Source organism: Ornithinimicrobium sp. INDO-MA30-4, assembly GCF_021535045.1.
GTDB lineage: Bacteria > Actinomycetota > Actinomycetes > Actinomycetales > Dermatophilaceae > Ornithinicoccus.
In genome coordinates this window covers 1,432,232-1,455,005 of sequence record NZ_CP091056.1, presented here as the reverse complement: position 1 = coordinate 1,455,005, position 22,774 = coordinate 1,432,232, and the positions used below count along the sequence as shown (strand labels likewise).

Sequence of the window (22,774 nt, the reverse complement as noted above, 5' to 3'; positions counted from 1 at the left end):
TGTGAAGCGATCAAAGCGGTAAGGACGCGGCTCGCGGCCGTCGTCACTTGCGCCTCCGTAAGAAGATCAGTGGCACGGGCGAGCGCCCGCGTCTGGTCGTCAACCGCTCCTCGCGTCACGTCTTCGTCCAGTTGGTCGACGACACGCAGGGTGTGACGCTGGCATCGGCCTCCACCATGGAAGCCGACCTGCGAGCGATGGATGGCGACAAGACGGCCAAGTCCAAGCGCGTTGGCGAGCTTATCGCTGACCGCGCAAAGGCTGCTGGCGTCGAGGCCGTTGTCTTCGACCGTGGCGGAAACCGGTACGCCGGCCGCATCGCCGCGATCGCAGAGGGCGCCCGCGAAGGCGGGTTGGCACTGTGAGCCCGCGGATGACACTGACCGACTCTGTCGAGAGGAACGACTGATGGCTGCAGAACAGCAGCGCCGAGGTACCGGCGACAACGCCGGTAACAAGGACCGTCGCGGCGGCAACAGCCGTGACGGGCGCGACAACCGTCGAGGCGGCGGTCGCGAAGAAGAGCGCAACCAGTACGTCGAGCGCGTAGTCACCATTAACCGTGTGTCCAAGGTCGTCAAGGGTGGTCGTCGCTTTAGCTTCACCGCTCTCGTCGTCGTTGGCGACGGTGACGGCACCGTGGGTGTCGGCTACGGCAAGGCCAAGGAGGTGCCCGCGGCAATCGCCAAGGGTGTCGAGGAGGCGAAGAAGAACTTCTTCCGCGTCCCACGCATTGGTGGCACCATCCCTCACCCCGTCCAGGGTGAGCGTGCCGCTGGCGTCGTGCTCCTGCGTCCGGCTAGCCCTGGTACCGGTGTTATCGCCGGTGGCCCAGTGCGCGCCGTGTTGGAGGCCGCTGGCATCCATGACGTGTTGAGTAAGTCGCTCGGCTCAGACAACGCCATCAATGTGGTTCACGCCGCTGTCCAGGCTCTTCGCGAGCTTGAGGCACCTGAGGCTGTCGCGGCTCGCCGTGGCAAGGCTCTGGAGGACGTGGCACCGCACGCGATGCTGAAGGCTCGTGCAGAGGCGGCTGGTGCCAAGTGAAGCTCAAGGTGACTCAGATGAAGTCGAGCATCGGTAACAAGCACATGCACCGGGAGACCTTGCGGTCCCTGGGCCTGAAGCGCATCGGTGACTCGGTCGTGAAAGAGGACCGTCCCGAATTTCGGGGAATGGTCCGCACGGTTCGCCACTTGGTGACCGTTGAGGAGGTTGACTGATCATGGCTGACGCCAAGACCAAGCCCGAGGGTGCCCAGAGCGCTCCTGCGCTGAAGGTCCACCACCTGCGTCCCGCTCCTGGTGCCAAGACTGCCAAGACCCGTGTTGGTCGTGGTGAGGGCAGCAAGGGTAAGACCGCTGGTCGTGGAACCAAGGGTACGAGGGCTCGTTACCAGGTTCCCGTGGGCTTCGAAGGTGGCCAGACGCCAATGCACATGCGTCTGCCCAAGCTTCGCGGCTTCAAGAACCCGTTCAAAGTCACCTACCAGGTGGTGAACCTGTCCGCATTGAGCGAGCTGTTCCCCTCCGGTGGTGACGTGAGCGTCGCGGACCTCGTGGCCAAGGGTGCCGTTCGCAAGAACCAGCCCGTCAAGGTGTTGGGCACCGGTGAGATCACCGTTGCCATCAACATCACGGCCGACAAGTTCTCCGGCTCCGCTCGTGACGCTATCGTCGCGGCTGGTGGCTCGGTGACCGAGGCCAACTAAGTTCAAAGCTCATTGCGTGTAGCGACCTCGTGGTCGTGACGACGCAGAGAGTTGCAAAGATGCCCCGAGCAATCGCTCGGGGCATCTTTGTCACCCTAAGGTGTTATCGTCAGCCGGTCCGGGCTTGATCCCACGGACCGGTTAAGTCGTATCGGGATCATCGAGGAGGATCCGACGTGCTCTCCGCGTTCGCGCGGGCGTTTAGGACGCCCGATCTTCGCAAGAAGATTCTGTTTACGCTCGCCATCATGGCGCTGTTCCGCTTGGGATCGCACATACCTGCGCCCGGCATTGACTACACCCTTGTCGAGGCCTGCCAAGCGGCGGCTACGCAGGGCGCGACGACGGCTCTTGGCTTTGCCAACCTGTTCAGTGGCGGCGCGTTGCTGCAGTTGTCAATCTTTGCGCTCGGCATCATGCCCTACATCACCGCAGCCATCATTGTTCAGCTGCTCACCGTAGTCATTCCGCGGTTTGAAGCGCTGAAAAAGGAGGGCCAGTCAGGTCAAGCGAAGATGACGCAATACACGCGTTATCTGACGATTGGTCTGGCCGTTCTGCAGTCCTCGACACTGGTGACGTTTGCCCGCAACCCTTCATCGCTGTTCGGCACTCAGTCGTGCACGACGGTGATGCCCGATGACGGCACCGCGACGATTCTGATCATGGTTTTGACCATGACGGCTGGCACCGGCCTGATCATGTGGCTGGGGGAGCAGATCACCGAGCGTGGCATTGGTAACGGGATGTCGCTGCTGATCTTCACCGCCATCGCAGCTGGCTTCCCGGCGAGCTTGGGCGCTATCTGGACTGAGAAGGGCTGGACCACCTTTGCGCTGGTCATTGCCATCGGCCTAGTGATCATGACCATGGTCGTTTTCGTTGAGCAGAGCCAGCGCCGTATCCCGGTGCAATACGCCAAGCGGATGATCGGACGACGTCAGTATGGCGGCACGTCCACCTACATCCCGTTGAAGCTCAACATGGCCAACGTGATCCCCATTATCTTTGCTAGCTCGATCCTGACGCTGCCGACGCTGATCGCCGGCTTCAATCGCCCGAACGACGGCTCCGTGCCGCCGGACTGGGTGACCTGGATCGACACATACCTGGGCTTTGGCACCAACCAAACGCACTGGATCTACATGCTGCTGTACGTAGCACTGATCATCTTCTTCACCTTCTTCTACGTGTCGGTCACGTTTGACCCGGTTGACGTAGCGGAAAACATGAAGAAGTATGGCGGGTTCATACCGGGTATTCGTGCAGGTCGTCCTACTGCTGAGTACTTGAGTTATGTGATCACCAGGATCACCACGCCGGGCGCGATATATCTCGCGGGCCTTGCGCTGATCCCCTTGATCGCGTTCAATCTGCTCAACACCTCGACGGACTTCCCCTTCGGTGGTGCGTCAATCTTGATCATCGTCGGCGTCGGTTTGCAGACGGTGAAGCAGATTGAGTCTCAGTTGCAGCAACACGACTACGAAGGGTTCCTCCGCTGATGCGTTTGTTGATTCTTGGCCCTCCCGGAGCAGGTAAAGGCACACAGGCTGCCTTGATTGCCGAACGGCACAACATCCCGGCCATTTCCACTGGTGACATTTTCCGCTCGAACATCAAGAACGAAACCGAGTTGGGTGTCCAGGTCAAGGAGATCTTGGCTTCCGGTGGATTCGTGACGGACGAGATCACCAACGCCATCGTTCGTGACCGGTTGGGCGAAGAAGACGCACTTCCGGGATTTCTGCTGGATGGCTACCCGCGCACCCCCGGTCAGGTTGAGGCACTCGATGAGATGCTCAGCGACCACGGTGTCGCGTTGGACTGCGTCCTGGAATTGACCGTGGACACCGACGAGGTTGTGCAGCGCCTGTTGGAGCGCGCCAATGTCGAGGGTCGTTCGGATGACACCGAAGACGTCATCCGGGAACGGATGCGTCTCTATGCTGAGGAGACCGCTCCGCTGGCCAAGATCTACCGTGAGCGCGGCTTGCTGTGCCAGGCAGATGGCATGGGCGAGGTTTCTGAGGTCACCGACCGCATTGATGCAGTTCTCGCTGAAGCACACGTACCGGAAGCGACCAACTGAGCCGTATGTCGTTTTTGCGCAAGTCGAAGATTCAGGCGAAGTCCCACGACGAGATCATCAAGATGCGAGCCGCTGGTCTCGTCGTGGGCCACACCCTGGAGTTAGTGCGTCAATCAGTGAAGCCGGGCATGACTACGGCTGAGTTGGATGCCTTGGGGGAGGACAGCATTCGGTCATCGGGTGCAACGCCGTCGTTCTTGGGCTACTACGGCTTCAAGGGTTCGCTCTGCCTCTCGGTGAACGAGGAAATAGTGCATGGGGTGCCAGGGTCGCGGGAGTTGGCTGCAGGGGACCTGCTGTCAATCGACTGTGGAGCCATCGTCGACGGTTGGCACGGCGACGCCGCGATCTCCCTGATCGTGGGCGGCCGGGACGCTGCTTCAGAGCAAGACTTGGCTCTGATGGATGACACCGAAAAGAGTCTGTGGGCTGGCATCTCTGCGATGCGCGCCGGGGGGCGATTGCATGCGATCGGCGAAGAGGTTGAAGCCTCGGTGCTTGAGTCGCAGGCTGCTCGCCAGGCCACTGGTATGGATTTGGCGTATGGCGTCATCGAAGACTTCGTGGGTCACGGCATTGGCCGTGAAATGCATATGGACCCCAACGTGCACAACTACGCGGTCGCTGGGAAGAGCCCGATGATCCCCTCGGGTGCCACGTTGGCCATTGAGCCGATGGTCACTCTAGGAACCATCGAGAGCAAGACCCTCGCCGATGAGTGGACAGTGATCACCGCTGACAACTCGCGTGCGGCTCACTGGGAACACTCCGTGGCCGCCACGGACGCCGGGCTGTGGGTGTTGACCGCCGTTGATGGCGGGGCTGCCAAGCTGGCCGAATTCGACGCGGATTTCGCTCCGCTCGCTGACTGAGTGCATACCTGCACCGATCAGGGCGATAGCCCCTCCTGCCGTAGGATAGTGCGTCGGCCCCCTGTGGGCCGATTCTGTGTGCAGTCAACGAAAAGTGGAGGACATGGCGAAGAAGGACGGCGTCATTGAGATCGAGGGAACGGTCGTAGAGGCCCTTCCCAACGCAAATTTCCGGGTGGAGCTGACAAACGGTCACATTGTTTTGGCCCACATCTCCGGCAAGATGCGTCAGCACTACATTCGTATCCTCCCTGAGGACCGCGTTGTGGTGGAGCTCAGCCCGTACGACCTGACTCGCGGACGCATCGTCTTCCGCTACCGCTGACGCATCACAACGGCCAATCTGACACTCGTGTCGGTATGGCCTGACCATTATCAGATCGAGAGACGGCAGGTGGATCATGAAGGTTCAGCCCAGCGTCAAGAAGATCTGCGACAAGTGCAAGGTGATTCGTCGTAACGGACGAGTCATGGTGATCTGCGACAACCTGCGCCACAAGCAGCGCCAGGGCTGAGCAGCCACCGCCGGGCTTAGCGCAAGTTGAGCCCAGCACGCGTCGCGGTATCCCGCACGCAACACAACAGAACATCGCAGCACCCGCCCCCCGAAAAGGGACGACACCCTCGGATGTGAAGGCTGAGGACCGCCGTGGTTTGACCACGGATTAACGGAATGGTGTTGCTCCATGACCTTCGCGAGACATATGAGGAGAACGCCCAGATGGCACGTCTCATTGGTGTCGACCTCCCGCGTGAAAAGCGCGTCGAGATTGCCCTTACGTACATCTTCGGTGTGGGTCGCACCCGCGCCGACTCGACCTTGGCAGCGACGGGTATCGACCCGTCCATTCGCGTCAAGGACCTGACGGACGAGCAGCTGGTGCAGCTGCGTGATCACCTTGAGGGCAACTTCCGCCTCGAAGGTGACCTGCGTCGTGAGGTTGCCGCTGACATCCGCCGCAAGGTGGAAATCGGCAGCTACCAAGGTTTGCGTCACCGTCGCGGCTTGCCCGTGCACGGACAGCGCACCAAGACCAACGCGCGTACCCGCAAGGGACCAAAGCGCACCGTGGCCGGCAAGAAGAAGGCCACGAAGTAATCCAGCTTCCTTCGTCAGGAGATTTGAATGCCCCCAAGAGCCGTAGCACGGCCGGCGCCCGCAAGGTGCGTCGCAAAGAGAAGAAGAATATTGCCCTCGGGCAAGCTCACATCAAGAGCACCTTCAGCAACACCATCGTTTCGATCACTGACCCCACCGGTGCTGTGATCGCCTGGGCCTCGTCGGGCCAGGTCGGATTCAAGGGCTCGCGTAAGTCGACTCCGTATGCCGCACAGTTGGCTGCTGAGGCCGCCGCTCGTCGCGCCATGGAGCACGGTATGCGCAAGGTCGACGTCTTCGTGAAGGGCCCGGGTTCGGGCCGCGAGACGGCAATCCGTTCGTTGACTGCAGCTGGCCTCGAGGTCGGCGCCATCAGTGACGTGACGCCCCAGGCGCACAACGGAGTCCGTCCGCCCAAGAAGCGTCGAGTCTGAGCACCGGAAGGGAAAGGTAGAGAACTATGGGCCGTTACACCGGACCAATCACCAAGAAGTCCCGCCGTCTCAAGGTTGACCTTGTCGGTGGAGACAAGAACTTTGACCTGCGTCCATTCCCCCGGGTCAGCACGGCCGTCGCCGTAGCCAGGAGAAGGAATACCTGACGCAGCTGCAGGAGAAGCAGAAGGCTCGCTTCACCTACGCCGTCATGGAGAAGCAGTTCCGTCGTTACTACGAGGAAGCAGCGCGTCGTCCCGGCCAGACCGGTCACAACTTGCTGATCATCCTCGAGTCGCGTTTGGACAGCGTGATTTACCGCGCAGGCCTGGCTCGCACTCGTCGTGCAGCTCGCCAGCTGGTGACTCACGGTCACTTCGAGGTCAACGGTCACCGCGTCGACGTTCCGTCGCAGCGTGTGCACCAGTACGACATCATCACCGTTCGCAAGCAGTCCGTTGAGACCTTGCCGTTCGAGTTGGCTCGTCAGACCTTCGGTGACCGCCCGATTCCCGCGTGGATGAAGGTTGTTCCCGGTTCCTTGCAGATCCTGATCCACCAGGTGCCTACGCGTGAGCAGATCGACACGATCCTCACCGAGCAGCTGATTGTGGAGCTTTACTCAAGAACTGATTCATAGCGGTATGCCGTGCGCTCGTGGTGAGCGCACGGCATACCGCTTGATCGTGCCTTAGGCGAGGTGCAAAGACAGAGTTGCTCTCGCCCTGCTGGCCCTTGAGGCCGCACACATCACGAGGCGTCATATAGCGGATGCCCGTGGGAAGGAATTGAACGTGCTGATTGCACAGCGTCCCGCCCTCTCCGAGGAGGTCATCTCGGAGTCCCGTTCCAGGTTCTCGATTGAGCCTTTGGAGCCCGGCTTCGGATACACCCTTGGTAACTCCCTTCGTCGCACCTTGCTTTCGAGCATCCCCGGTGCGTCATTGACCAGCATCCGCATTGACGGCGTGCTGCACGAGTTCTCGACGATCCCCGGTGTCAAGGAAGACGTCACCGAGATCATCTTGAACCTGAAGGGCCTGGTTGTTTCCAGCGAGCACGACGAGCCTGTCGTGATGTACCTGCGCAAGCAGGGTGCTGGTGCCGTCACCGCCGCGGACATTGCTCCGCCGGCCGGTGTTGAGGTGCACAACCCCGATCTGCACATCGCCACCTTGAACGACTCGGGCAAGGTTGAGATGGAGCTCACCGTTGAGCGTGGCCGTGGCTACGTCTCGGCTGCGCAGAACAAGTACGGTGACCAGGAAATCGGCCGTATCCCGGTCGACTCCATCTACTCGCCGGTGCTGGCTGTGACCTACAAGGTTGAGGCCACCCGTGTGGAGCAGCGCACCGACTTCGACCGCCTGGTCGTTGACGTCGAGACCAAGAACTCCATGGCTCCGCGTGACGCCATGGCCTCGGCCGGCACCACCTTGGTGGAGCTGTTCGGCTTGGCTCGTGAGCTCAACGTCGAAGCAGAAGGTATCGAGATCGGCCCATCGGCCGGCGACGCTGCCATGGCTTCGGACTTGGCACTGCCGATCGAAGACCTGGACCTCACCGTTCGTTCCTATAACTGCCTCAAGCGTGAGGGCATCCACACCGTGGGTGAACTCGTTGGCCGCAGCGAGGCTGACCTGCTCGACATCCGCAACTTCGGTGCGAAGTCGATCGACGAGGTCAAGGAGAAGCTGGCCGAGATGACTCTCGCGCTCAAGGACAGCCCTCCCGGATTCGACCCCGCCAACGCTGACCTCACTGAGGACTTGGAGGACGACGGCGACGCCTCGTTCGCCGAGGACGAGCAGTACTGAAATTTCGCTGAAGGAGAATTCTTATGCCTACCCCCAAGAAGGGTCCGCGCCTCGGTGGCGGACCGGCGCACGAGCGCCACTTGCTGGCCAACCTGGCCACCGCGCTCTTTGAGCACGACCGCATCACCACGACTGAGGCCAAGGCACGTCGCTTGCGCCCCATCGCTGAGCGTTATGTGAGCTTCGCCAAGCGCGGAGACCTGCACGCTCGTCGTCGCGTCATGGCCACGATCAAGGACAAGAGCGTCGTTCACCGCCTCTTCACCGAGATCGCTCCTGACGTTGCAGACCGTCAGGGTGGTTACACCCGGATCACCAAGATTGCTCCCCGTAAGGGCGACAACGCTCCGATGGCGATCATCGAATTGGTTCGTGAGCCGATCGCGAAGAAGAAGGTCGTTGAGCAGGCTGAGGGCGCTACCAAGCGTGCAGCCAAGGATGCGAATGAGGCTGCGGCTGACTCGGAGCAGACGCCAACCGAGACGACCGAAGAGGTAGTCGTTGAGGCACCTGTCGCTCACGAGACAGCCGTCGAGGCACCCGCCGAGACCGCAGCCGCATCAGACGAGACCACCGAGAGCCGCTTCGGTGCTGGCTCGGCTGACGCTAACGAGGATGGCTCGCAGCCCGAGGGCTTCGACATCAAAGGCAACGCTGGCTCGATGAAGTACCACGTCCCCGGATCACGCTGGTATGACCAGACCGTGGCCGAGGTTTGGTTCAACACCGCTGACGCTGCTGTTGCTGCCGGATTCGCTCCGGCAGGCGGCGCTGCTGCTCAGGCTGGCGACAAGGGTGCAGATTCGGGCAAGGCTTGATCTAGCTCTTCAGCTTCACACGTTGCCGCTTCACCCTTGGGGGGTGGGGCGGCTTCGTCGTGCTCACGCTCGGCAACCTCCAGCCGCCCCACCAGCCGCCCCACCAACCGGCGATGAGTCAAAATGGGCTAGATGTGGCATTGTGCGGGCCGCATTCAGCCCATTTTGACTCATCGCGGCTATCGGGGGCGCTGAAATCTGGCGCGCTGCTAGCTCCACCAGCCGCTGCCTTCGGGACTGGCGCTGCTTTCGGGGGCGCTGCCAGGCGGACCTGTGGATGCGCTCACGCGTGCTAGGCCAAGCCGCGACATAGTTTGCAGATGGACGCAGAGATCGAGCAGTGGCTGCTGGCCCAAGGCGGCCTTGCCTCGACTCAACAACTGTCGGCACTCGGCGTTGATCGCCGATGCGTCAACCGGTGGGTGACTCAACGCCTGGTGCGCCGACGCGGCAAGGGCGTGGTGGTGATCGAAGCAGTCTGGCAAGCAGCCATGGCCTCGGAGCGACACCGACTTCGCGCCCAGGCGGCGCTGCTTACCCCGTGGAATGGCAGCGTGGCACTCTCACATCAGTCGTCGCTGGCTATGGCGCGGCTGCCGCTATTCGGTGTCGACCAGCGCGTTCACCTGATGCGTCTCGACAAGACTCGTCACAAGTCCACCCGTGAACTGGCCTATCACCAGGTCGTCGATCCCGCTTGGCTGGTCCCGTGCGGTCTGCCGTTTAGGGTGCGAGACGCGCTGGCAGCCCTCCAAGTCGCCGATGCCTTCGGGGTGGAAGCCGGCCTCGTGGCAGCAGATGCCATCGCTCACGCTGGAGTTGGCAGCGCGGTGTTTGCCGAGGCGCTGTCGGCAGGCAGATTTGCTCGCGGTCTCGCACGGCCACAATGCGTTGTCGAGATGGTGGACTGGCCAGAGTGGACTTCCTCTTCCGGACTCAGCGCACGATCGTTGAATTTGATGGCCGAGTGAAGTACGGCAACCCCAAGGCACTGTTCGACGAGAAGAATAGGGAGGACGAGCTGCGGCGGTTGGGATACGAAATGGTGCGGATCATCTGGACGGACCTTGATCGGCCTGATTTCGTGCGGGCAAAGCTGCTGGAGGCCTTTGATCGAGCCCGGCGAAACAGCGCTGCCTGACCGTGGGAGCATTGCGATGTTGCTCGCGCCGTGATTAATTGATGAGCAGAGTTGGCCACAGTCGCGATCGGCACTGTGATGGCTGTAGGGAATGGGCATGGGGGCTCACGATGATGTATTTGCTTCGGTCCTTGTTTATGGCGATTCTCTGTGTTTTTGCCGTGCTTGGGCTCACCGTGATGAAGGGTGAGGCGGGATTGTCAGCGTGGTGGTTTTTTCGTCTTGTTCAGCACAATCCCGGCAATCGGCCTTGAGCTTCACGAATTTCGCCAGACCCGCATGCTGACTCCGGAAGAGTTGGCCAGCAGGCCGAAGCGGTGGTGGCGAGCTGGCGGGTGAGTCGGCGGCTTCGGATTATGCTTACGTCGTGATTGGGATGGGTGATGCAGCTTCTTCGGGCGATCGTGAGGACGGCCTCGTTCGGCTCAGAATTGATCTCGCCTATGACGGGACCGACTTCTATGGCTGGGCTATTCAGCCTGGGCTACGCACCATCGAAGACCAGATCTCATCGGCCTTGGGCGTCATTCTGAGAGAGCCGTCGCCCAAGTTGTTTGTGGGTGGTCGCACAGACGCTGGCGTGCATGCCAGGGGTCGGTCTTTCACGTTGACGTGCCACTCGCGTCGTTTGAGGATGTTGTGGGGCGTGGCACCTGGACTCCCGAGGTGGCGTTGGCTAACCGACTGCGCAGCGTGCTATCGGATGAAATCCGGGTCTATCGGGTCATCCGGGCTCCCCAAGGGTTTGACGCTCGCTTTTCGGCGCTTCGCCGTCGCTACACCTATCGCATCGCGGACAACGTTGATGCGGTTGACCCGCTGAGGCGCCACGACACGGTGGCTTACGACCGGGGTCTAGACGTCGATGCGATGGATGAGGCGGCTCAGTGCCTTCTTGGGCTGCACGACTTTGCCGCCTTCTGTCGTAGGCGTGATGGGGCAACCACGGTGCGGACACTCTTGAAGTACGGGTGGAGTCGCGACGACAGGGGAGTCGTGGTTGCTGATGTCCAGGCTGATGCCTTTTGCCACAGCATGGTCCGTGCGCTTGTCGGTGCCATGGTGCGTGTCGGGGAGGGCCAGTTCTCACCGGAGACTATTCGCGAGATCTTGGGTGCTCGGGTGCGCGACCCCCGCATGATCGTGATGCCGGCGCACGGGCTAAGCCTCGAGGAGATCGTGTATCCACCCGATCACCTGGTGGGTCAGCGCGCAGAAGAGGCACGAAACACTCGCTCCTTGCCAGAGGCCACTACAGATTGAGCCTGTTACTTTGAAGGCACGTCGAGGTGGGAGGGGACCATGGACAAGGACTTGATCTGGGCGTTCGTGCGGCGCAAGTATCGGTTGACCCGAGGCACGCAGATGCAAAAGGCGTGCCGGACTGAGTGGTCTGTCACGCCTTTCGCGTTTGTATGGTCAGGGTCGCTATCGCGTTGACTCCGATCGCACTGTGGTTAACGCGACGAGGTGTTCGCGAACTTTTTGATCGCCAACGGGACAAAGATGATCAGCAACACCAGGGAGCCAGCGACTGCCGTGATGATGGGGTTTTGCATGGGCCAGGTGTCGGCCGCGATGGTGCCGCCGGTGTTGCCGAACAGCTCGCGGGCTCCCTGAATCAACGCAGACACAGGGTTCCAGTTAGCGAACACCTCAAGCACACGGGGCAATGACTCAGCTGGCACGAACGCGTTCGAAATAAAGGTGATCGGGAACAGGATCATGAAGGACGCATTGTTAATCGTCTCTGGCGACTTCACCATCATGCCGAGCAGCGCCATCACCCAACTGAACGAATACGAGAAGAGCATGAGCAGGACGACGCCGCCGAAGAAGCTCAAGAAGCCGCTTTCGAAGCGCCACCCAATGGCAAAGCCAGTCAGGATCATGATGATCATGGACAGGGTGTTGAGCACGAGGTCAGAGTTGGTCCGCCCAACCAACACCGCCGAAGGGTTCATCGGCAAGGTGCGGAAACGGTCAATCAGGCCTTCTTTGAGGTCTTGAGCCATGGCGGCACCCGAGAAGGTTGAGCCAAAGACAACAGTCTGGGCAAAGATGCCAGCCATCAAGAAGTTGGTGTAGTCGAAGTCAGCGTTGCCGCCGCCGATCGCTCCACCGAACACTTGGCTAAACAACAGGACGAACATGATTGGCTGCAAGATCGCAAAGACCAACACGTCGGGGGAGCGCTTGACCTTGCTCAGGTTGCGCCAGGTCACCGTCCAACCGTCGGCAAACCAGGTGGCCACGGGGCCGGTCACTTCTGGCTGCAGAGGCCCTTCGACAGTCGTCTTTTGCGCGTCAATGGTGGTCATCAGCTCGCCTCCTTCTCGTCTTCGTTGTCTTCGGCGCGGTGACCGGTCACGGTCAGGAAGACGTCGTCCAGTGTTGGGCGCTGCATACCGGCATCGTGCAGGGCGATCTGGGCTTCGCCGAGGTCGCTCAGCACGGCCTGGAGTGCAGAAGGCCCGTGGTCGACAACGACGTCCAATTTACGGCCGCCGTCACCCACGTTGATTTCGCCACTGCCATGGCGGCTCAGGATCTCACGCGACACACCGGAATCGGATTCGTTGACCAGGGTCACGACGACGCGGTGCCCGCCAATCTGAGCCTTTAACTCGTCAGCGGTGCCCTCAGCGATCACGTGTCCAGAGTCGATGACCGAGATGTGATCAGCGAGATAATCCGCCTCTTCGAGGTATTGCGTGGTCAGCAAGACGGTGGTGCCGCCCTTGACCAAGTCGCTGATCGTTTCCCACAAGCCCAAGCGGCTGGCCGGGTCGAGACCTGTCGTGGGCTCATCCAAGAACAGGATGCGCGGACGGTTGACCAAGGCGCCTGCTAGGTCAATGCGGCGGCGCATCCCGCCAGAAAATCCTTTGACGGGTCGATTTCCCGCTGCGCTGAGGTCGAAGGCCTCGATGAGCTCTTTAGCCCGAGCCCGGGACTTCCTGCGCCCAAGGTGGTAGAGGCGGCCAACCATCTCGAGGTTTTCGAGGCCCGTGAGGTTTTCATCGACCGCTGCGTATTGACCAGAAGCGCCGATCACTCGGCGCACGCCCTGTGGGTCGCTGGCGACATCAATGCCATCCACGGTGGCAGTGCCCGAGTCAGGCTTGATCAACGTGTTCAGCACCTTGACAGTGGTGGTCTTACCAGCGCCGTTGGGGCCAAGCAGGCCCTTAACGCTCCCTTCGGGGACGCTCAAATCCAGCCCCGCTAGCGCATGCACGGTCCCGCTGCGGGTTGAGTATGTCTTCGTGAGGCCGTCGGCCTCAATGATGCTCACTGAAGGATTCCTCTCTCTACTCTGCCTGCGGGCCGGGCAGAGGAATGCCGTTGGGCACACCGGCCCAACGCTGGGTACGCGTGTCCAAGTAGGAATTCAGGTTACGCCACCGGTGTGACACACCTAAGACACCACACAAAGCACGTGGCCCCAGCCGGTGTTCGGCTGAGGCCACGTGGCGCGGGGGACGCGCCTACTTAGTTGGCGAGGCTTTCTTGCTCGGCAAAGTAGCTGTCTTCGGCATCGGTCAAGAGACGGGAGCGGATCAAGAACCGCTTGCCTTCGGGGGCCTCGAGGGAAAACCCGGCTCCCCGTCCCTTAACGACATCGATGGTGAGATGCGTGTGCTTCCAATATGCGAACTGGCTCTTGGACATCCAGATCGGCACTGCCTTATCGACATCAGCGACCTTTACCTCGGCGAGCAAAACGTCGCTGTCACCGGTGATGAAGTCACCCAGGGGTAGCACATCGGGGAGGACCCGTCGCAGCATCCGCCCGACTGGTGAAACATCACCGGTCCGTTGCGGTCGACGAGTTTGGCGATCAACTCGCCTGCCTCGGCGGTGATAGCAACGCGGCTCGGGTTGGGCTGCGACATGGATCCTCCTGATGTTGTGTTCGGCGGGGCCGGGATTAGAAGAAGCCCAACTTGTCTTGTCCAGTGGAGACAAGCAGGTTCTTCGTCTGCTGGTAATGGTCCAGCATCATTCGGTGGTTCTCGCGGCCAATGCCCGAGTTCTTGTAGCCACCGAACGCTGCGCCCGCCGGGTAGGCGTGGTAGCAGTTTGTCCAGACACGACCAGCCTGAATGCCACGACCCATCCGGTATGCGCGGGCTCCGTCGCGGCTCCACACGCCAGCACCCAAGCCGTACAGGGTGTCGTTGGCGACCTCCAGTGCGTCGTCTTCGTCGTCGAAGCGGGTCAGTGCAAGCACCGGCCCGAAGATCTCCTCTTGGAAGATACGCATCGCGTTGTTGCCCTCAAATACTGTCGGCTCAACGTAGTAGCCGCCGGCTAGGTCGCCGTCAAGCTCGGCACGTACACCACCGGCGAGCACCTTGGCGCCCTCCTGCTTGCCGATGTCGAGGTAGGACAGGATCTTTTCCAACTGGTCGTTGCTGGCTTGGGCACCCATCATGGTGTCGGTGTCCAACGGGTTGCCCATCTTGATCGCCTTGACTCGCTCAATGGCGTCCGGCACGAACTTGTCGTAGATGGAGGACTGCACCAGGGCGCGCGACGGACAGGTGCATACCTCGCCATTATTGAGCGCGAAGAGAACGAAGCCTTCGAGTGCCTTGTCGTAGAACGCGTCATCGTGCAGAGCAACGTCCTCAAAGAAGACGTTGGGGCTCTTGCCACCCAACTCCAGCGTGACCGGGATCAGGTTCTGGCTCGCGTACTGCATGATCAAGCGACCTGTGGTGGTCTCGCCGGTGAAGGCGATCTTGGCGATGCGCGGGTTGGATGCCAGCGGCTTGCCAGCCTCAACGCCAAAGCCGTTGACGATGTTGACGACGCCATCGGGGAGCAATTCGCCGATGAGTTCAAAGACCTTCAAGATCGACCAAGGGGTCTGCTCGGCCGGCTTGAGGACCACAGCGTTGCCAGCGGCAAGTGCCGGGGCCAACTTCCAGTGGCCATCAAGATCGGGAAGTTCCAGGGAATGATCTGCCCAACAACGCCCAGTGGCTCCTGGAAGTGATACGCGATCGTGTTTTCGTCGAGGTCGGTCAGGCTGCCCTCTTGAGCGCGGATGCAGCCAGCGAAATAGCGGAAGTGGTCGACGGCTAGCGGTAGGTCCGCCATCAGGCTCTCGCGAACAGCCTTGCCGTTGTCCCAGCTCTCGGCCACAGCGAGCATCTCGAGGTTTTCTTCAAGACGGTCAGCGATCTTGTTCAAAACCTGTGCGCGAGCGGCAGCCGGCGTCTTGCCCCACGCGGGGGCTGCGGCATGGGCTGCATCCAGAGCAGCCTCGATGTCCTCACTGGTGCCACGTGCGATCTCGGTGAAGACCTGGCCGGTTACGGGGGTGATGTTCTCGAAGTACTCGCCCTTGATCGGGTCGACCCATTGGCCGCCAATGAAGTGGCCGTAGCGTTCTTTGACGCTGACGAGCGAGTCTGCGGTGCCTGGTGCTGCATAGACGGTCATAACTAATGACTCCCAACATCGATGGTGGGCCCTGGAAATACAGGGTTATGGTCACCGTAGAACGAACGACGTTGCAATAACGTTGCATTCGCGCCGGGGCTGTTGAACTTAAGCAAACTCTGCGCATAACTCTGGGCACCTGTTGCGCTGAGCAGGAAGAGGACTGTACTGGCAGGGTGCCCAAGGCTATGAGGTCCCAGGTGGCCGAGTCCTGGCGTCGATCCGCTGCGGCTGGTGTCGACGCCGATGCCAATGAGCCCACTATCTTGATGCCGACCAGTGACCTGCGGCAATACCGTCAAGCGCACCGGCTTGCTGCGATTTATCCACTCCTGGAAGAAGTGCTGGGGGCGGCGGCCATCGAGAGCAACGCCCTCCTGGCGCTCGCCGATGAGGCTGGACAATTGCTCTGGGTCAGTGGTTCGCACGCCACATTGCGCAGGGCCGAGTCCACCGGATTTATCGAAGGCTCCATTTGGGATGAGCGAGCGGTGGGCACCAACGCCCCTGGAATGGCGCTTGCCCTCGATCAGCCGCTGATGGTGACGGGAGCCGAGCACTACCGCACCGTGGTGCAGCAGTGGAATTGTGTCGCCAGCCCGATCCATGACCCGGCCTCGGGGTCCGTGCTTGGTGTCCTCGATGTCACCGGTGGCGATCAAGTCGCGGGCGCTCAGACGATGGCCATGGTGCGTGCCGCGGCGTTGCTCGCTGAGGCCGAGTTGGCCAAAGACGCGCATCAAGAGGCCAGCAGTGGCGGCTTCACCCTCGAAGTGCTGGGCCGCCGCGAGGGGATCTTGCGGAAGGGCGCTAAGTCCATCGTGCTGAGCCCCCGGCATACCGAGATGTTTGTGGTCTTGGCCGATGCACCGATGGGCCTGAGCGGCGAAGAGCTCGCTGTCCTGATCTATCCGCATGAGGTCACGGCGTCGACCGTGCGCGCTGAGATGAACAGGTTGAGGCACGTTGTCGGTGACGAACTCTTGGGGTCTCGGCCCTATGCACTGCGGGAGCAGGTGACGCTAGACGCGGCTGTCGTATCGCAAACCGCTGACATCGGGGAGATCGCTAGCGCTTTGCAAAAATATCGTGGACCGGTGCTGCCACATTCGGAGGCTCCGGGGGTGATGCGCTATCGCAGTCAGGTCGAAGCAGACGTGCGGCGCGGTGTGCTAGCCAGCGAGCGCGCCGACTTGATGGCGGTCTGGACGCGCACCTCCTGGGGCGGCGATGACTATGAAGTATGGGCGGCGCAACAGCGCATCATGCCTGCCAGTTCGCCGCTGCAACCGTTAGTGCGCTCGCAGTTGGCTCGCCTCGACCGCGAAGCGATGCCGAAGTAGCACGACCGCGTGTGCCGGGTCATTTCTGACGCGGCGGGCTGTCCAGGGGGAGCGGGCAGGTATAAACAACGACACGTTTGGCTGCCGGGTTACCTTGCCCTACGCGGCGATAGCGCTGCAGGACTTCATCGATCTCGGCCCGCATCGCCGTGAGTTGCTCGCCAGTGACCTGCACGAGGTGATCTTCGAGACCACTGGACTGCCACTCAGGCGGCCAGTCGCCCTTGGCCTTGAGCCAGGCGTGGGCCTGGTCGGAAAAGTGCGCCAGGTAGTCGAGGGCAAGCCAATCGGCGGCGCTCGCATCGTCGTCATCAAGCACGGGGTCTAACTCATCGGGCCGGCTCTGATCAGGAGTGGCCCGCCACAATCGGCGGCGACCGGTCCCGTTGAGGGTGTCCTCAATGAGGCCCACTTCGGCCAGTTGGCGCAAGTGATAACTCGTTGCGCCAGAATTTGTGCCCAGCGCACTGGCGAGGTCGGAGGCCGTAGCGTCGCCGTGCACCCGCAGATGAGCCAACAGGCGGGAGCGCAACGGGTGAGCCAAGACGCGCAGGGCGGTCGATGTTTGAGCAGCCATATGCACAATAGTTTTGCATGGAGCGGCTCTCGGCGCCAGCGTCAGACCGACGGCAGGGGCTCTGACGTGCAATTTTGCTCGCTTTGGGTGGACTGCGCAGACTCCGTAAACTAGAGGTAAGTACTTATCCACCGACAGAGAAAAGGTTTGCAACGTGAAAACCTATTCGCCAAAGGCTAGCGAGATCACTCGCACCTGGCATGTCATTGATGCACAGGACATTGTCCTGGGTCGCCTCGCGTCCCAGACCGCCATCCTGCTTCGTGGCAAGCACAAGGCGACGTACGCCCCCACATGGACATGGGCGACTTCGTCATCATCATCAACGCCGACAAGGTTGCTCTGACGGGCTCCAAGCTCGTGCAGAAGAACGCCTACCGTCACTCGGGTTACCGGGCGGTCTGCGCTCCACGCGTTACGAAGAGCTGCTGGAAAAGCACCCGACGCGCGCCGTCGAAAAGGCCATCCGCGGCATGATCCCCAAGAACTCCTTGGGTCGCCAGCAGATGAGCAAGCTGAAGGTCTACGCCGGTGAGAACCACCCGCACACGGCCCAGCAGCCCGTCCCGTACGTGCTTTCCCAGGTCGCGCAGTAAGGAACTCTGACTCATGACTGTTAACGAAACTGAGCTTGAGGGCAACGAGCCCGAGCTGACCGAGTACACCTCCGAGTCGGAGTCGTCGACCGGTGCAGCCGTCGCCCAGCGCGACGTGTCCGTTCCCGGCGCCGCTACCGGTCGTCGCAAGCAGGCCATTGCCCGCGTGCGCATCGTCCCCGGCACCGGTGAGTGGAAGATCAACGGCAAGTCGTTGGAAGACTACTTCCCGAACAAGGTCCACCAGCAGATCGTGAACGAACCGTTCACGGTGCTTGAGCTCGGCGGCGCGTATGACGTGCTGGTCCGCGTTCACGGTGGTGGCCCCTCTGGCCAGGCCGGCGCTGTTCGCCTCGGCGTTGCTCGTTCCTTGAACGGCATCGACGAAGAGCTGAACCGCCCCACGCTGAAGAAGGCTGGCTTCTTGACTCGCGACGCTCGCGTGCCAGAGCGCAAGAAGGCAGGCCTCAAGAAGGCCCGCAAGGCGCCTCAGTACAGCAAGCGTTGATCGCTTTCGCTTAAAGGTCAGGCCTCGTCCCGGAAATCCGGGACGAGGCCTGACCCATTTCTGCGGGTTTTGTCGATAGTGTTGCGCAGGCGCATGCCGCTCGCTGCATGCAGGGAATGAGGTAACCACATGGCACGACTGTTCGGCACCGATGGGGTGCGAGGGCTGGCTAACCGCGACGTGACCGCGGAATTGGCATTGAATCTTTCAGTTGCGGTGGCGCACGAGTTGGGTGGGCGGGGAGCCTTCGGTGGCCGCCGCTCAACAGCAGTGCTGGGCCGCGACCCCAGGGCGTCGGGGGAGTTCTTGGCGGCAGCGGTCAGTTCGGGCTTGGCCTCGGCAGGGGTGGATGTGCTGGACGCGGGGGTCTTGCCCACGCCGGCCATCGCATACCTGACGAAGCGGTTGTCTGCCGAGATGGGCGCCATGCTGTCTGCCTCTCACAACGCGATGCCAGATAACGGTCTGAAGTTCTTTGCCGCTGGCGGCCACAAGTTGGCTGATGCCCTCGAAGACCGGATCGCCGAGCGGATGGGCGCCGATTGGGAGCGACCTACGGGTGCCGGGGTCGGTCGCATTCGCCCCTTCCCGCAAGGTGCAGAGTTTTACATCTCGCACCTGCTGAGCGCTGTTCCACAACGCCTTGATGGCCTGCGGATTGTCCTAGATGGCGCCAACGGAGCGGCTAGCGTGGTCGGGCCAGAGGTGTTCATGCGGGCGGGTGCCACGGTGGACGTCATCGGTGGCGACCCCAGCGGACTCAACATCAACGATGGGTATGGCTCGACGCACCTCGAGCAGTTGCAGCGCGCTGTTGTGGAGCGCGGCGCCGACCTCGGGGTCGCCTTTGATGGTGACGCCGACCGTTGCCTTGCTGTAGACGCCGACGGGCAAACCGTTGACGGTGACCAAATCATGGCAATCCTGGCCATTGAGTTGCACGAGCGCGGTCAGTTGAAGGACGACACGCTCGTGGCAACGGTGATGAGCAACCTAGGCTTGCTTCGCGCGATGGCCGAGGCCGACATTCACGTGAAGCAGACCGGTGTCGGCGACCGCTACGTGCTCGAAGAGATGCGCCGCGGCGGCTACTCCCTCGGTGGTGAGCAGTCTGGTCACGTGATCATGCTGGAACACGGCACGACCGGAGACGGTGTGCTGACGGCGCTGACTTTGGCTAGCGCTGTGGTGTCGTCGGGTAAGCCGCTCTCGGAATTGGCTGGCGTGATGACCCGCATGCCGCAGGTGTTGATCAACGTCAAGAACGTCGATAAGAACGCTGTCGAGTCCAACGAGACGTTGCAGGCCTGAGGTCACATCGATCGAGGCCGAGTTGGGCGAGGCTGGGCGCGTTCTGCTGCGCAAGTCGGGCACTGAGCCGGTGGTGCGCGTGATGGTCGAAGCGGACACGGCTGAGCGTGCGCAAAGCCAGGGCGAGCGGTTGGCCGAAGTAGTCAAGCAGCAACTGTCACTGTGACTGGCGCCACGTTGAGGGAATAAATCACCGGGCGTGGTTAGTTGTGGAGTTTGTGATCGGCTGCAGAGCCGGTCGCCCCAAACACTCACGATGGGAAGGACAAGCATGGAACAGGTCAACAAGGTTGCCTACACAATCGCTGCTACCGCAAAGGGTGGTCGTGGTGGCCGAACCACGAGTGAAGATGGCTCTGTCGATGTTGAGTTGGGCAAGCCTGGCTCTAAGAAGGCCAACCCCGAGACCCTCTTTGCTGCTGGCTATGCCGCTTGCTTCAACGGCGCGCTGAACATGGTTGCTTCGCAAGAAGACGTGGACACCACCGAGTCACAGGTCACCGCAGACGTCACCTTCGGCGAGACGGACAGCGGATTTGGCTTGGCAGTCGACATCGTCGCCCTCATCCCCGGTGTTGACGACGCTCAGGCCCAGGAGTTGGTCGAGAAGGCCCACCAGGCCTGCCCGTACAGCAAGGCAACTCGTGGCAACATCGAAGTCACCGTTTCCGGCAAGGCCGCCTGAGTCCTTTCCGCATAGCAATCCCCGCTCACCTTCTGGTGGGCGGGGATTTGTCGTTGGTATGCGGTGGTTCGGGCTAGACCACCGGCTCCAGTTCGCCGGAGTTCACGTGATAGAGGAATCCGCCGACCTCAACGCTGTCTGGAATCAGCGGGTGTGCGCAGACCCGAGAGATATCTTCGCGGAGCGCCTGCATTTGGTCCTCCACGACGTGGAAGCGCTGCCAGGTGGCGTCTTGCCCAGCCGAGTCGCCGACCCGTCTGCGCAGGTCGGCTTCACTGGAACTGGCCATTGCACAGTGGGTATGCGGGGCGATCACCACGCGGTCCACATTAAGCAGGTGCGAGCCCAGAACGAGTGCCTCCAGTGCAGCGTCGGTGACACGTCCGCCGGGGTTGCGGAAGATCTTGGCGTCACCGTGCTTAAGGCCTAGCATCCGCAACGGGTCAATCCGGGAGTCCATACACGTCACAATGGCGACGCCGGCCTTCGCGACGCCGTCAAAGCCCTCAAACGTGAACTCCTTGGCGTATGCGGCGTTGGCAGCCAACAGGTCATCGAAAGCGCCGTCGGTGTGTGGCTGTGTGCTCACGCGTTCTCCTTGAGGCCGGGTCGGGTGGTAATGGTGGTGCCTAGTGGTTTGCTGACTTCAGCGAAGAAGTCATTGCCCTTGTCATCAACGATAACGAAGGCGGGGAAGTCTTGAACCTCGATCTTCCAGACGGCCTCCATGCCGAGTTCTTCGTATTCGAGGACTTCCACGTTGGTGATGCAGTCTTGCGCCAGCCGGCCGCGGGGCCACCAATGCTGCCTAGGTAGAAGCCACCATGCTCGCTGCACGAGTCGGTGACTTGCTGGGAGCGGTTGCCCTTGGCCAACATCACCATCGAGCCACCGGCTGCCTGGAAACTGGCGACGTAGGAATCCATGCGTCCCGCGGTCGTCGGGCCGAACGAGCCTGAGGCATAGCCTTCGGGCGTTTTGGCTGGGCCGGCGTAGTAGACCGGGTGGTTCATCATGTAGTCGGGCATCGGCTCACCGGCATCGATGCGCTCTTGGATCTTGGCGTGGGCCAAGTCGCGGGCCACGACAAGCGTGCCGGTCAGCGACACTCGCGTCTTCACTGACAGTTTGCTCAGGGTGGCCAGAATGTCGTCCATGGGCTGATTGAGATCGACCGGCACAGCAGACATGGCGCCGGTGCCGGAAACGCCCTGAGTCTCAGCCTCCATCTCCGCGTCGACTTCCTCGGGCATGAAGCGCGCTGGATCCTGCTCCAACTGCTCCAAGAAGATGCCTTCGGGGGTGATCTTGGCCAGGGCTTGGCGGTCGGCGGAGCATGAAACGGCGATCGCGACGGGCAGTGAGGCTCCGTGGCGGGGTAGTCGGACGACCCGGACGTCGTGGCAGAAGTACTTGCCGCCAAACTGGGCGCCGATGCCAATGTTGCGGGTTAACTCGTGGACCTGCTCTTCGAGGTCGGTGTCGCGAATGCCATGCCCAGCCAGGGTGCCTTCGGTGGGCAACGTGTCGAGGTAGCGAGCCGAGGCATACTTGGCCGTTTTGAGGGCGAACTCGGCTGAGGTGCCGCCGATGACAATGGCCAGGTGGTAGGGCGGGCAGGCTGCCGTGCCCAAGCCCCGCAACTTCTCATCGAGCCAGGTCATGAGTTTGTCGGGGGCGAGCAGTGCCTTGGTCTCTTGGAACAGGAAAGACTTGTTGGCTGAGCCGCCGCCCTTGGCCATGAAGAGGAACTTGTAGGCGTTCTCGTGGCCCGGCGCGGTGTCGGCATACAACTCGACCTGAGCGGGCAAGTTGGAGCCAGTGTTCTTTTCTTCCCAGGTGGTCAGCGGTGCCATCTGTGAGTAGCGCAAGTTCAGACGGGTGTATGCGTCAAAGACGCCCTGAGAGATCGCTTCCTCGTCGGGGCCTGGGGTCAGCACTCGCTGCCCACGCTTGCCCATCACAATGGCGGTGCCAGTGTCCTGGCACATCGGCAAGATGCCGCCGGCAGCGATATTCGCGTTTTTCAGCAGGTCGAGGGCGACAAACTTGTCGTTGTTGCTGGCCTCGTCGTCATCCAGGATGTTGCGCAGTTGTTGCAAGTGGCCAGGCCGTAAATAGTGTGCGATGTCGTGCATCGCGGTCTCGGTCAGTAGGCGCAGCGCTTCGGGGCGACCTTCAAAAAGAATTGCCGTCGGGCCCGTCAACAACCTCGACACCTTCTGTGCTCAACAGACGGTGCGGAGTGCCATCGGTGCCCAACGGCAACATGTCGGTGTAGCGAAACTCAGCCATACCAACAGATTAACCCTG

23 protein-coding genes and 6 pseudogenes are annotated in these 22,774 nt (G+C 61.4%); 22 read left to right on the top strand and 7 right to left on the bottom strand.

Features of this window, described 5'->3' with window-relative positions:
* Positions 1–47: 47 nt before the first annotated feature.
* From rplR to L0A91_RS08300, 17 genes and pseudogenes are all read left to right on the top strand, one after another.
* Positions 48–365 carry a 50S ribosomal protein L18 gene (gene rplR / locus L0A91_RS08380; RefSeq protein WP_235243860.1) on the top strand — a complete coding sequence of 106 codons (318 nt, stop codon included), beginning with the start codon at positions 48–50 and terminating at the stop codon, positions 363–365.
* Positions 366–408: 43 nt separating this feature from the next.
* Positions 409–1,047, top strand: coding sequence for a 30S ribosomal protein S5 (gene rpsE / locus L0A91_RS08375; protein WP_235243858.1), 639 nt, complete (start codon positions 409–411; stop codon positions 1,045–1,047).
* A gap of 17 nt (positions 1,048–1,064) precedes the next feature.
* On the top strand, positions 1,065–1,223 hold the full coding sequence (gene rpmD, locus L0A91_RS08370; protein WP_220121629.1) for a 50S ribosomal protein L30: 159 nt from the start codon (positions 1,065–1,067) through the stop codon (positions 1,221–1,223).
* Positions 1,224–1,225: 2 nt separating this feature from the next.
* Positions 1,226–1,711 (top strand): 50S ribosomal protein L15, encoded by a 486-nt coding sequence (gene rplO, locus L0A91_RS08365; protein ID WP_235243856.1) that lies wholly within the window; start codon positions 1,226–1,228, stop codon positions 1,709–1,711.
* A 176-nt stretch (positions 1,712–1,887) separates the two neighbouring features.
* Positions 1,888–3,216 (top strand): preprotein translocase subunit SecY, encoded by a 1,329-nt coding sequence (gene secY, locus L0A91_RS08360; protein WP_235243853.1) that lies wholly within the window; start codon positions 1,888–1,890, stop codon positions 3,214–3,216.
* A complete protein-coding gene (locus L0A91_RS08355; protein ID WP_235243851.1) occupies positions 3,216–3,803 on the top strand; it encodes an adenylate kinase in 588 nt (195 codons plus the stop codon). The genes secY and L0A91_RS08355 overlap by 1 nt, the downstream gene beginning before the upstream one ends.
* Before the next feature lie 5 nt (positions 3,804–3,808).
* Positions 3,809–4,675: a type I methionyl aminopeptidase gene (gene map, locus L0A91_RS08350; protein WP_235243849.1), complete on the top strand. Its 867-nt coding sequence runs from the start codon at positions 3,809–3,811 to the stop codon at positions 4,673–4,675.
* Positions 4,676–4,778: 103 nt separating this feature from the next.
* Positions 4,779–5,000, top strand: a complete 222-nt coding sequence (gene infA, locus L0A91_RS08345) for a translation initiation factor IF-1 (protein WP_235243847.1) — start codon at positions 4,779–4,781, stop codon at positions 4,998–5,000.
* A gap of 76 nt (positions 5,001–5,076) precedes the next feature.
* Positions 5,077–5,190 (top strand): 50S ribosomal protein L36, encoded by a 114-nt coding sequence (gene rpmJ / locus L0A91_RS08340; protein ID WP_007928044.1) that lies wholly within the window; start codon positions 5,077–5,079, stop codon positions 5,188–5,190.
* Positions 5,191–5,396: 206 nt separating this feature from the next.
* Complete coding sequence (gene rpsM / locus L0A91_RS08335; protein WP_220121623.1) at positions 5,397–5,774, top strand: 30S ribosomal protein S13; 378 nt, start codon at positions 5,397–5,399, stop codon at positions 5,772–5,774.
* A gap of 23 nt (positions 5,775–5,797) precedes the next feature.
* Positions 5,798–6,208 (top strand): 30S ribosomal protein S11, encoded by a 411-nt coding sequence (gene rpsK / locus L0A91_RS08330; RefSeq protein WP_235243845.1) that lies wholly within the window; start codon positions 5,798–5,800, stop codon positions 6,206–6,208.
* Positions 6,209–6,234: 26 nt separating this feature from the next.
* Positions 6,235–6,848, top strand: a pseudogene (gene rpsD / locus L0A91_RS08325) (30S ribosomal protein S4).
* A 154-nt stretch (positions 6,849–7,002) separates the two neighbouring features.
* Positions 7,003–8,025, top strand: coding sequence for a DNA-directed RNA polymerase subunit alpha (locus L0A91_RS08320; RefSeq protein WP_235243843.1), 1,023 nt, complete (start codon positions 7,003–7,005; stop codon positions 8,023–8,025).
* 23 nt (positions 8,026–8,048) lie between these two features.
* Positions 8,049–8,843, top strand: coding sequence for a 50S ribosomal protein L17 (rplQ, locus tag L0A91_RS08315; RefSeq protein ID WP_235243841.1), 795 nt, complete (start codon positions 8,049–8,051; stop codon positions 8,841–8,843).
* A gap of 320 nt (positions 8,844–9,163) precedes the next feature.
* Positions 9,164–9,814: a hypothetical protein gene (locus L0A91_RS08310; protein WP_235243838.1), complete on the top strand. Its 651-nt coding sequence runs from the start codon at positions 9,164–9,166 to the stop codon at positions 9,812–9,814.
* Complete coding sequence (locus tag L0A91_RS08305; protein ID WP_235243836.1) at positions 9,811–9,984, top strand: hypothetical protein; 174 nt, start codon at positions 9,811–9,813, stop codon at positions 9,982–9,984. Before L0A91_RS08310 ends, L0A91_RS08305 begins: the two co-directional genes overlap by 4 nt.
* A gap of 612 nt (positions 9,985–10,596) precedes the next feature.
* Positions 10,597–11,247 (top strand): tRNA pseudouridine synthase A, encoded by a 651-nt coding sequence (locus L0A91_RS08300; RefSeq protein WP_311197732.1) that lies wholly within the window; start codon positions 10,597–10,599, stop codon positions 11,245–11,247.
* 194 nt (positions 11,248–11,441) lie between these two features.
* Here the strand turns inward: L0A91_RS08300 and L0A91_RS08295 are convergent, their stop codons facing one another.
* The 4 genes and pseudogenes from L0A91_RS08295 to L0A91_RS08280 all read right to left on the bottom strand — a co-directional run bounded on the left by L0A91_RS08295 (position 11,442) and on the right by L0A91_RS08280 (position 15,441).
* On the bottom strand, positions 11,442–12,305 hold the full coding sequence (locus tag L0A91_RS08295) for an ABC transporter permease (RefSeq protein ID WP_235243834.1): 864 nt from the start codon (positions 12,303–12,305) through the stop codon (positions 11,442–11,444).
* The gene (locus L0A91_RS08290; RefSeq protein WP_235243833.1) at positions 12,305–13,282 is read right to left on the bottom strand and encodes an ATP-binding cassette domain-containing protein; all 978 of its coding nucleotides are present in this window, start codon (positions 13,280–13,282) and stop codon (positions 12,305–12,307) included. Before L0A91_RS08290 ends, L0A91_RS08295 begins: the two co-directional genes overlap by 1 nt.
* 197 nt (positions 13,283–13,479) lie before the next feature.
* A pseudogene (locus L0A91_RS08285) lies at positions 13,480–13,796 on the bottom strand (DUF779 domain-containing protein).
* A 122-nt stretch (positions 13,797–13,918) separates the two neighbouring features.
* Positions 13,919–15,441, bottom strand: a pseudogene (locus L0A91_RS08280) (aldehyde dehydrogenase family protein).
* A gap of 200 nt (positions 15,442–15,641) precedes the next feature.
* Here L0A91_RS08280 and L0A91_RS08275 point away from each other — a divergent pair.
* Entirely contained in the window at positions 15,642–16,784 is a 1,143-nt protein-coding gene (locus tag L0A91_RS08275; RefSeq protein WP_235243831.1) for a GAF domain-containing protein, read from the top strand.
* A gap of 19 nt (positions 16,785–16,803) precedes the next feature.
* On the opposite strand, the gene L0A91_RS08270 is transcribed toward L0A91_RS08275, so the two are convergent.
* Complete coding sequence (locus L0A91_RS08270; RefSeq protein WP_235243829.1) at positions 16,804–17,361, bottom strand: helix-turn-helix transcriptional regulator; 558 nt, start codon at positions 17,359–17,361, stop codon at positions 16,804–16,806.
* Positions 17,362–17,515: 154 nt separating this feature from the next.
* Here L0A91_RS08270 and rplM point away from each other — a divergent pair.
* From rplM to L0A91_RS08250, 4 genes and pseudogenes are all read left to right on the top strand, one after another.
* Positions 17,516–17,957 (top strand): annotated as a pseudogene (gene rplM / locus L0A91_RS08265) (50S ribosomal protein L13).
* 13 nt (positions 17,958–17,970) lie between these two features.
* A complete protein-coding gene (gene rpsI / locus L0A91_RS08260) occupies positions 17,971–18,465 on the top strand; it encodes a 30S ribosomal protein S9 (protein WP_235243827.1) in 495 nt (164 codons plus the stop codon).
* Positions 18,466–18,594: 129 nt separating this feature from the next.
* A pseudogene (gene glmM, locus L0A91_RS08255) lies at positions 18,595–19,942 on the top strand (phosphoglucosamine mutase).
* Positions 19,943–20,047: 105 nt separating this feature from the next.
* A complete protein-coding gene (locus tag L0A91_RS08250) occupies positions 20,048–20,461 on the top strand; it encodes an Ohr family peroxiredoxin (RefSeq protein WP_235243825.1) in 414 nt (137 codons plus the stop codon).
* Positions 20,462–20,534: 73 nt separating this feature from the next.
* On the opposite strand, the gene L0A91_RS08245 is transcribed toward L0A91_RS08250, so the two are convergent.
* Positions 20,535–21,050 (bottom strand): carbonic anhydrase, encoded by a 516-nt coding sequence (locus L0A91_RS08245; RefSeq protein WP_235243823.1) that lies wholly within the window; start codon positions 21,048–21,050, stop codon positions 20,535–20,537.
* Positions 21,047–22,756: pseudogene (locus L0A91_RS08240) on the bottom strand (fumarate hydratase). The gene L0A91_RS08245 and the pseudogene L0A91_RS08240 overlap by 4 nt, the downstream one beginning before the upstream one ends.
* Between the last annotated feature and the right edge of the window lie 18 nt (positions 22,757–22,774).

Coding starts and splice junctions, on each gene's coding strand:
- rpsE (WP_235243858.1), top strand. CDS start 409: ATGGCTGCAGAACAGCAGCGCCGAGGTACCGGCGACAACGCCGGTAAC.
- rpmD (WP_220121629.1), top strand. CDS start 1,065: ATGAAGTCGAGCATCGGTAACAAGCACATGCACCGGGAGACCTTGCGG.
- rplO (WP_235243856.1), top strand. CDS start 1,226: ATGGCTGACGCCAAGACCAAGCCCGAGGGTGCCCAGAGCGCTCCTGCG.
- L0A91_RS08355 (WP_235243851.1), top strand. CDS start 3,216: ATGCGTTTGTTGATTCTTGGCCCTCCCGGAGCAGGTAAAGGCACACAG.
- map (WP_235243849.1), top strand. CDS start 3,809: ATGTCGTTTTTGCGCAAGTCGAAGATTCAGGCGAAGTCCCACGACGAG.
- infA (WP_235243847.1), top strand. CDS start 4,779: ATGGCGAAGAAGGACGGCGTCATTGAGATCGAGGGAACGGTCGTAGAG.
- rpmJ (WP_007928044.1), top strand. CDS start 5,077: ATGAAGGTTCAGCCCAGCGTCAAGAAGATCTGCGACAAGTGCAAGGTG.
- rpsM (WP_220121623.1), top strand. CDS start 5,397: ATGGCACGTCTCATTGGTGTCGACCTCCCGCGTGAAAAGCGCGTCGAG.
- rplQ (WP_235243841.1), top strand. CDS start 8,049: ATGCCTACCCCCAAGAAGGGTCCGCGCCTCGGTGGCGGACCGGCGCAC.
- L0A91_RS08310 (WP_235243838.1), top strand. CDS start 9,164: ATGGACGCAGAGATCGAGCAGTGGCTGCTGGCCCAAGGCGGCCTTGCC.
- L0A91_RS08295 (WP_235243834.1), bottom strand. CDS start 12,305: ATGACCACCATTGACGCGCAAAAGACGACTGTCGAAGGGCCTCTGCAG.
- L0A91_RS08270 (WP_235243829.1), bottom strand. CDS start 17,361: ATGGCTGCTCAAACATCGACCGCCCTGCGCGTCTTGGCTCACCCGTTG.
- rpsI (WP_235243827.1), top strand. CDS start 17,971: ATGACTGTTAACGAAACTGAGCTTGAGGGCAACGAGCCCGAGCTGACC.
- L0A91_RS08250 (WP_235243825.1), top strand. CDS start 20,048: ATGGAACAGGTCAACAAGGTTGCCTACACAATCGCTGCTACCGCAAAG.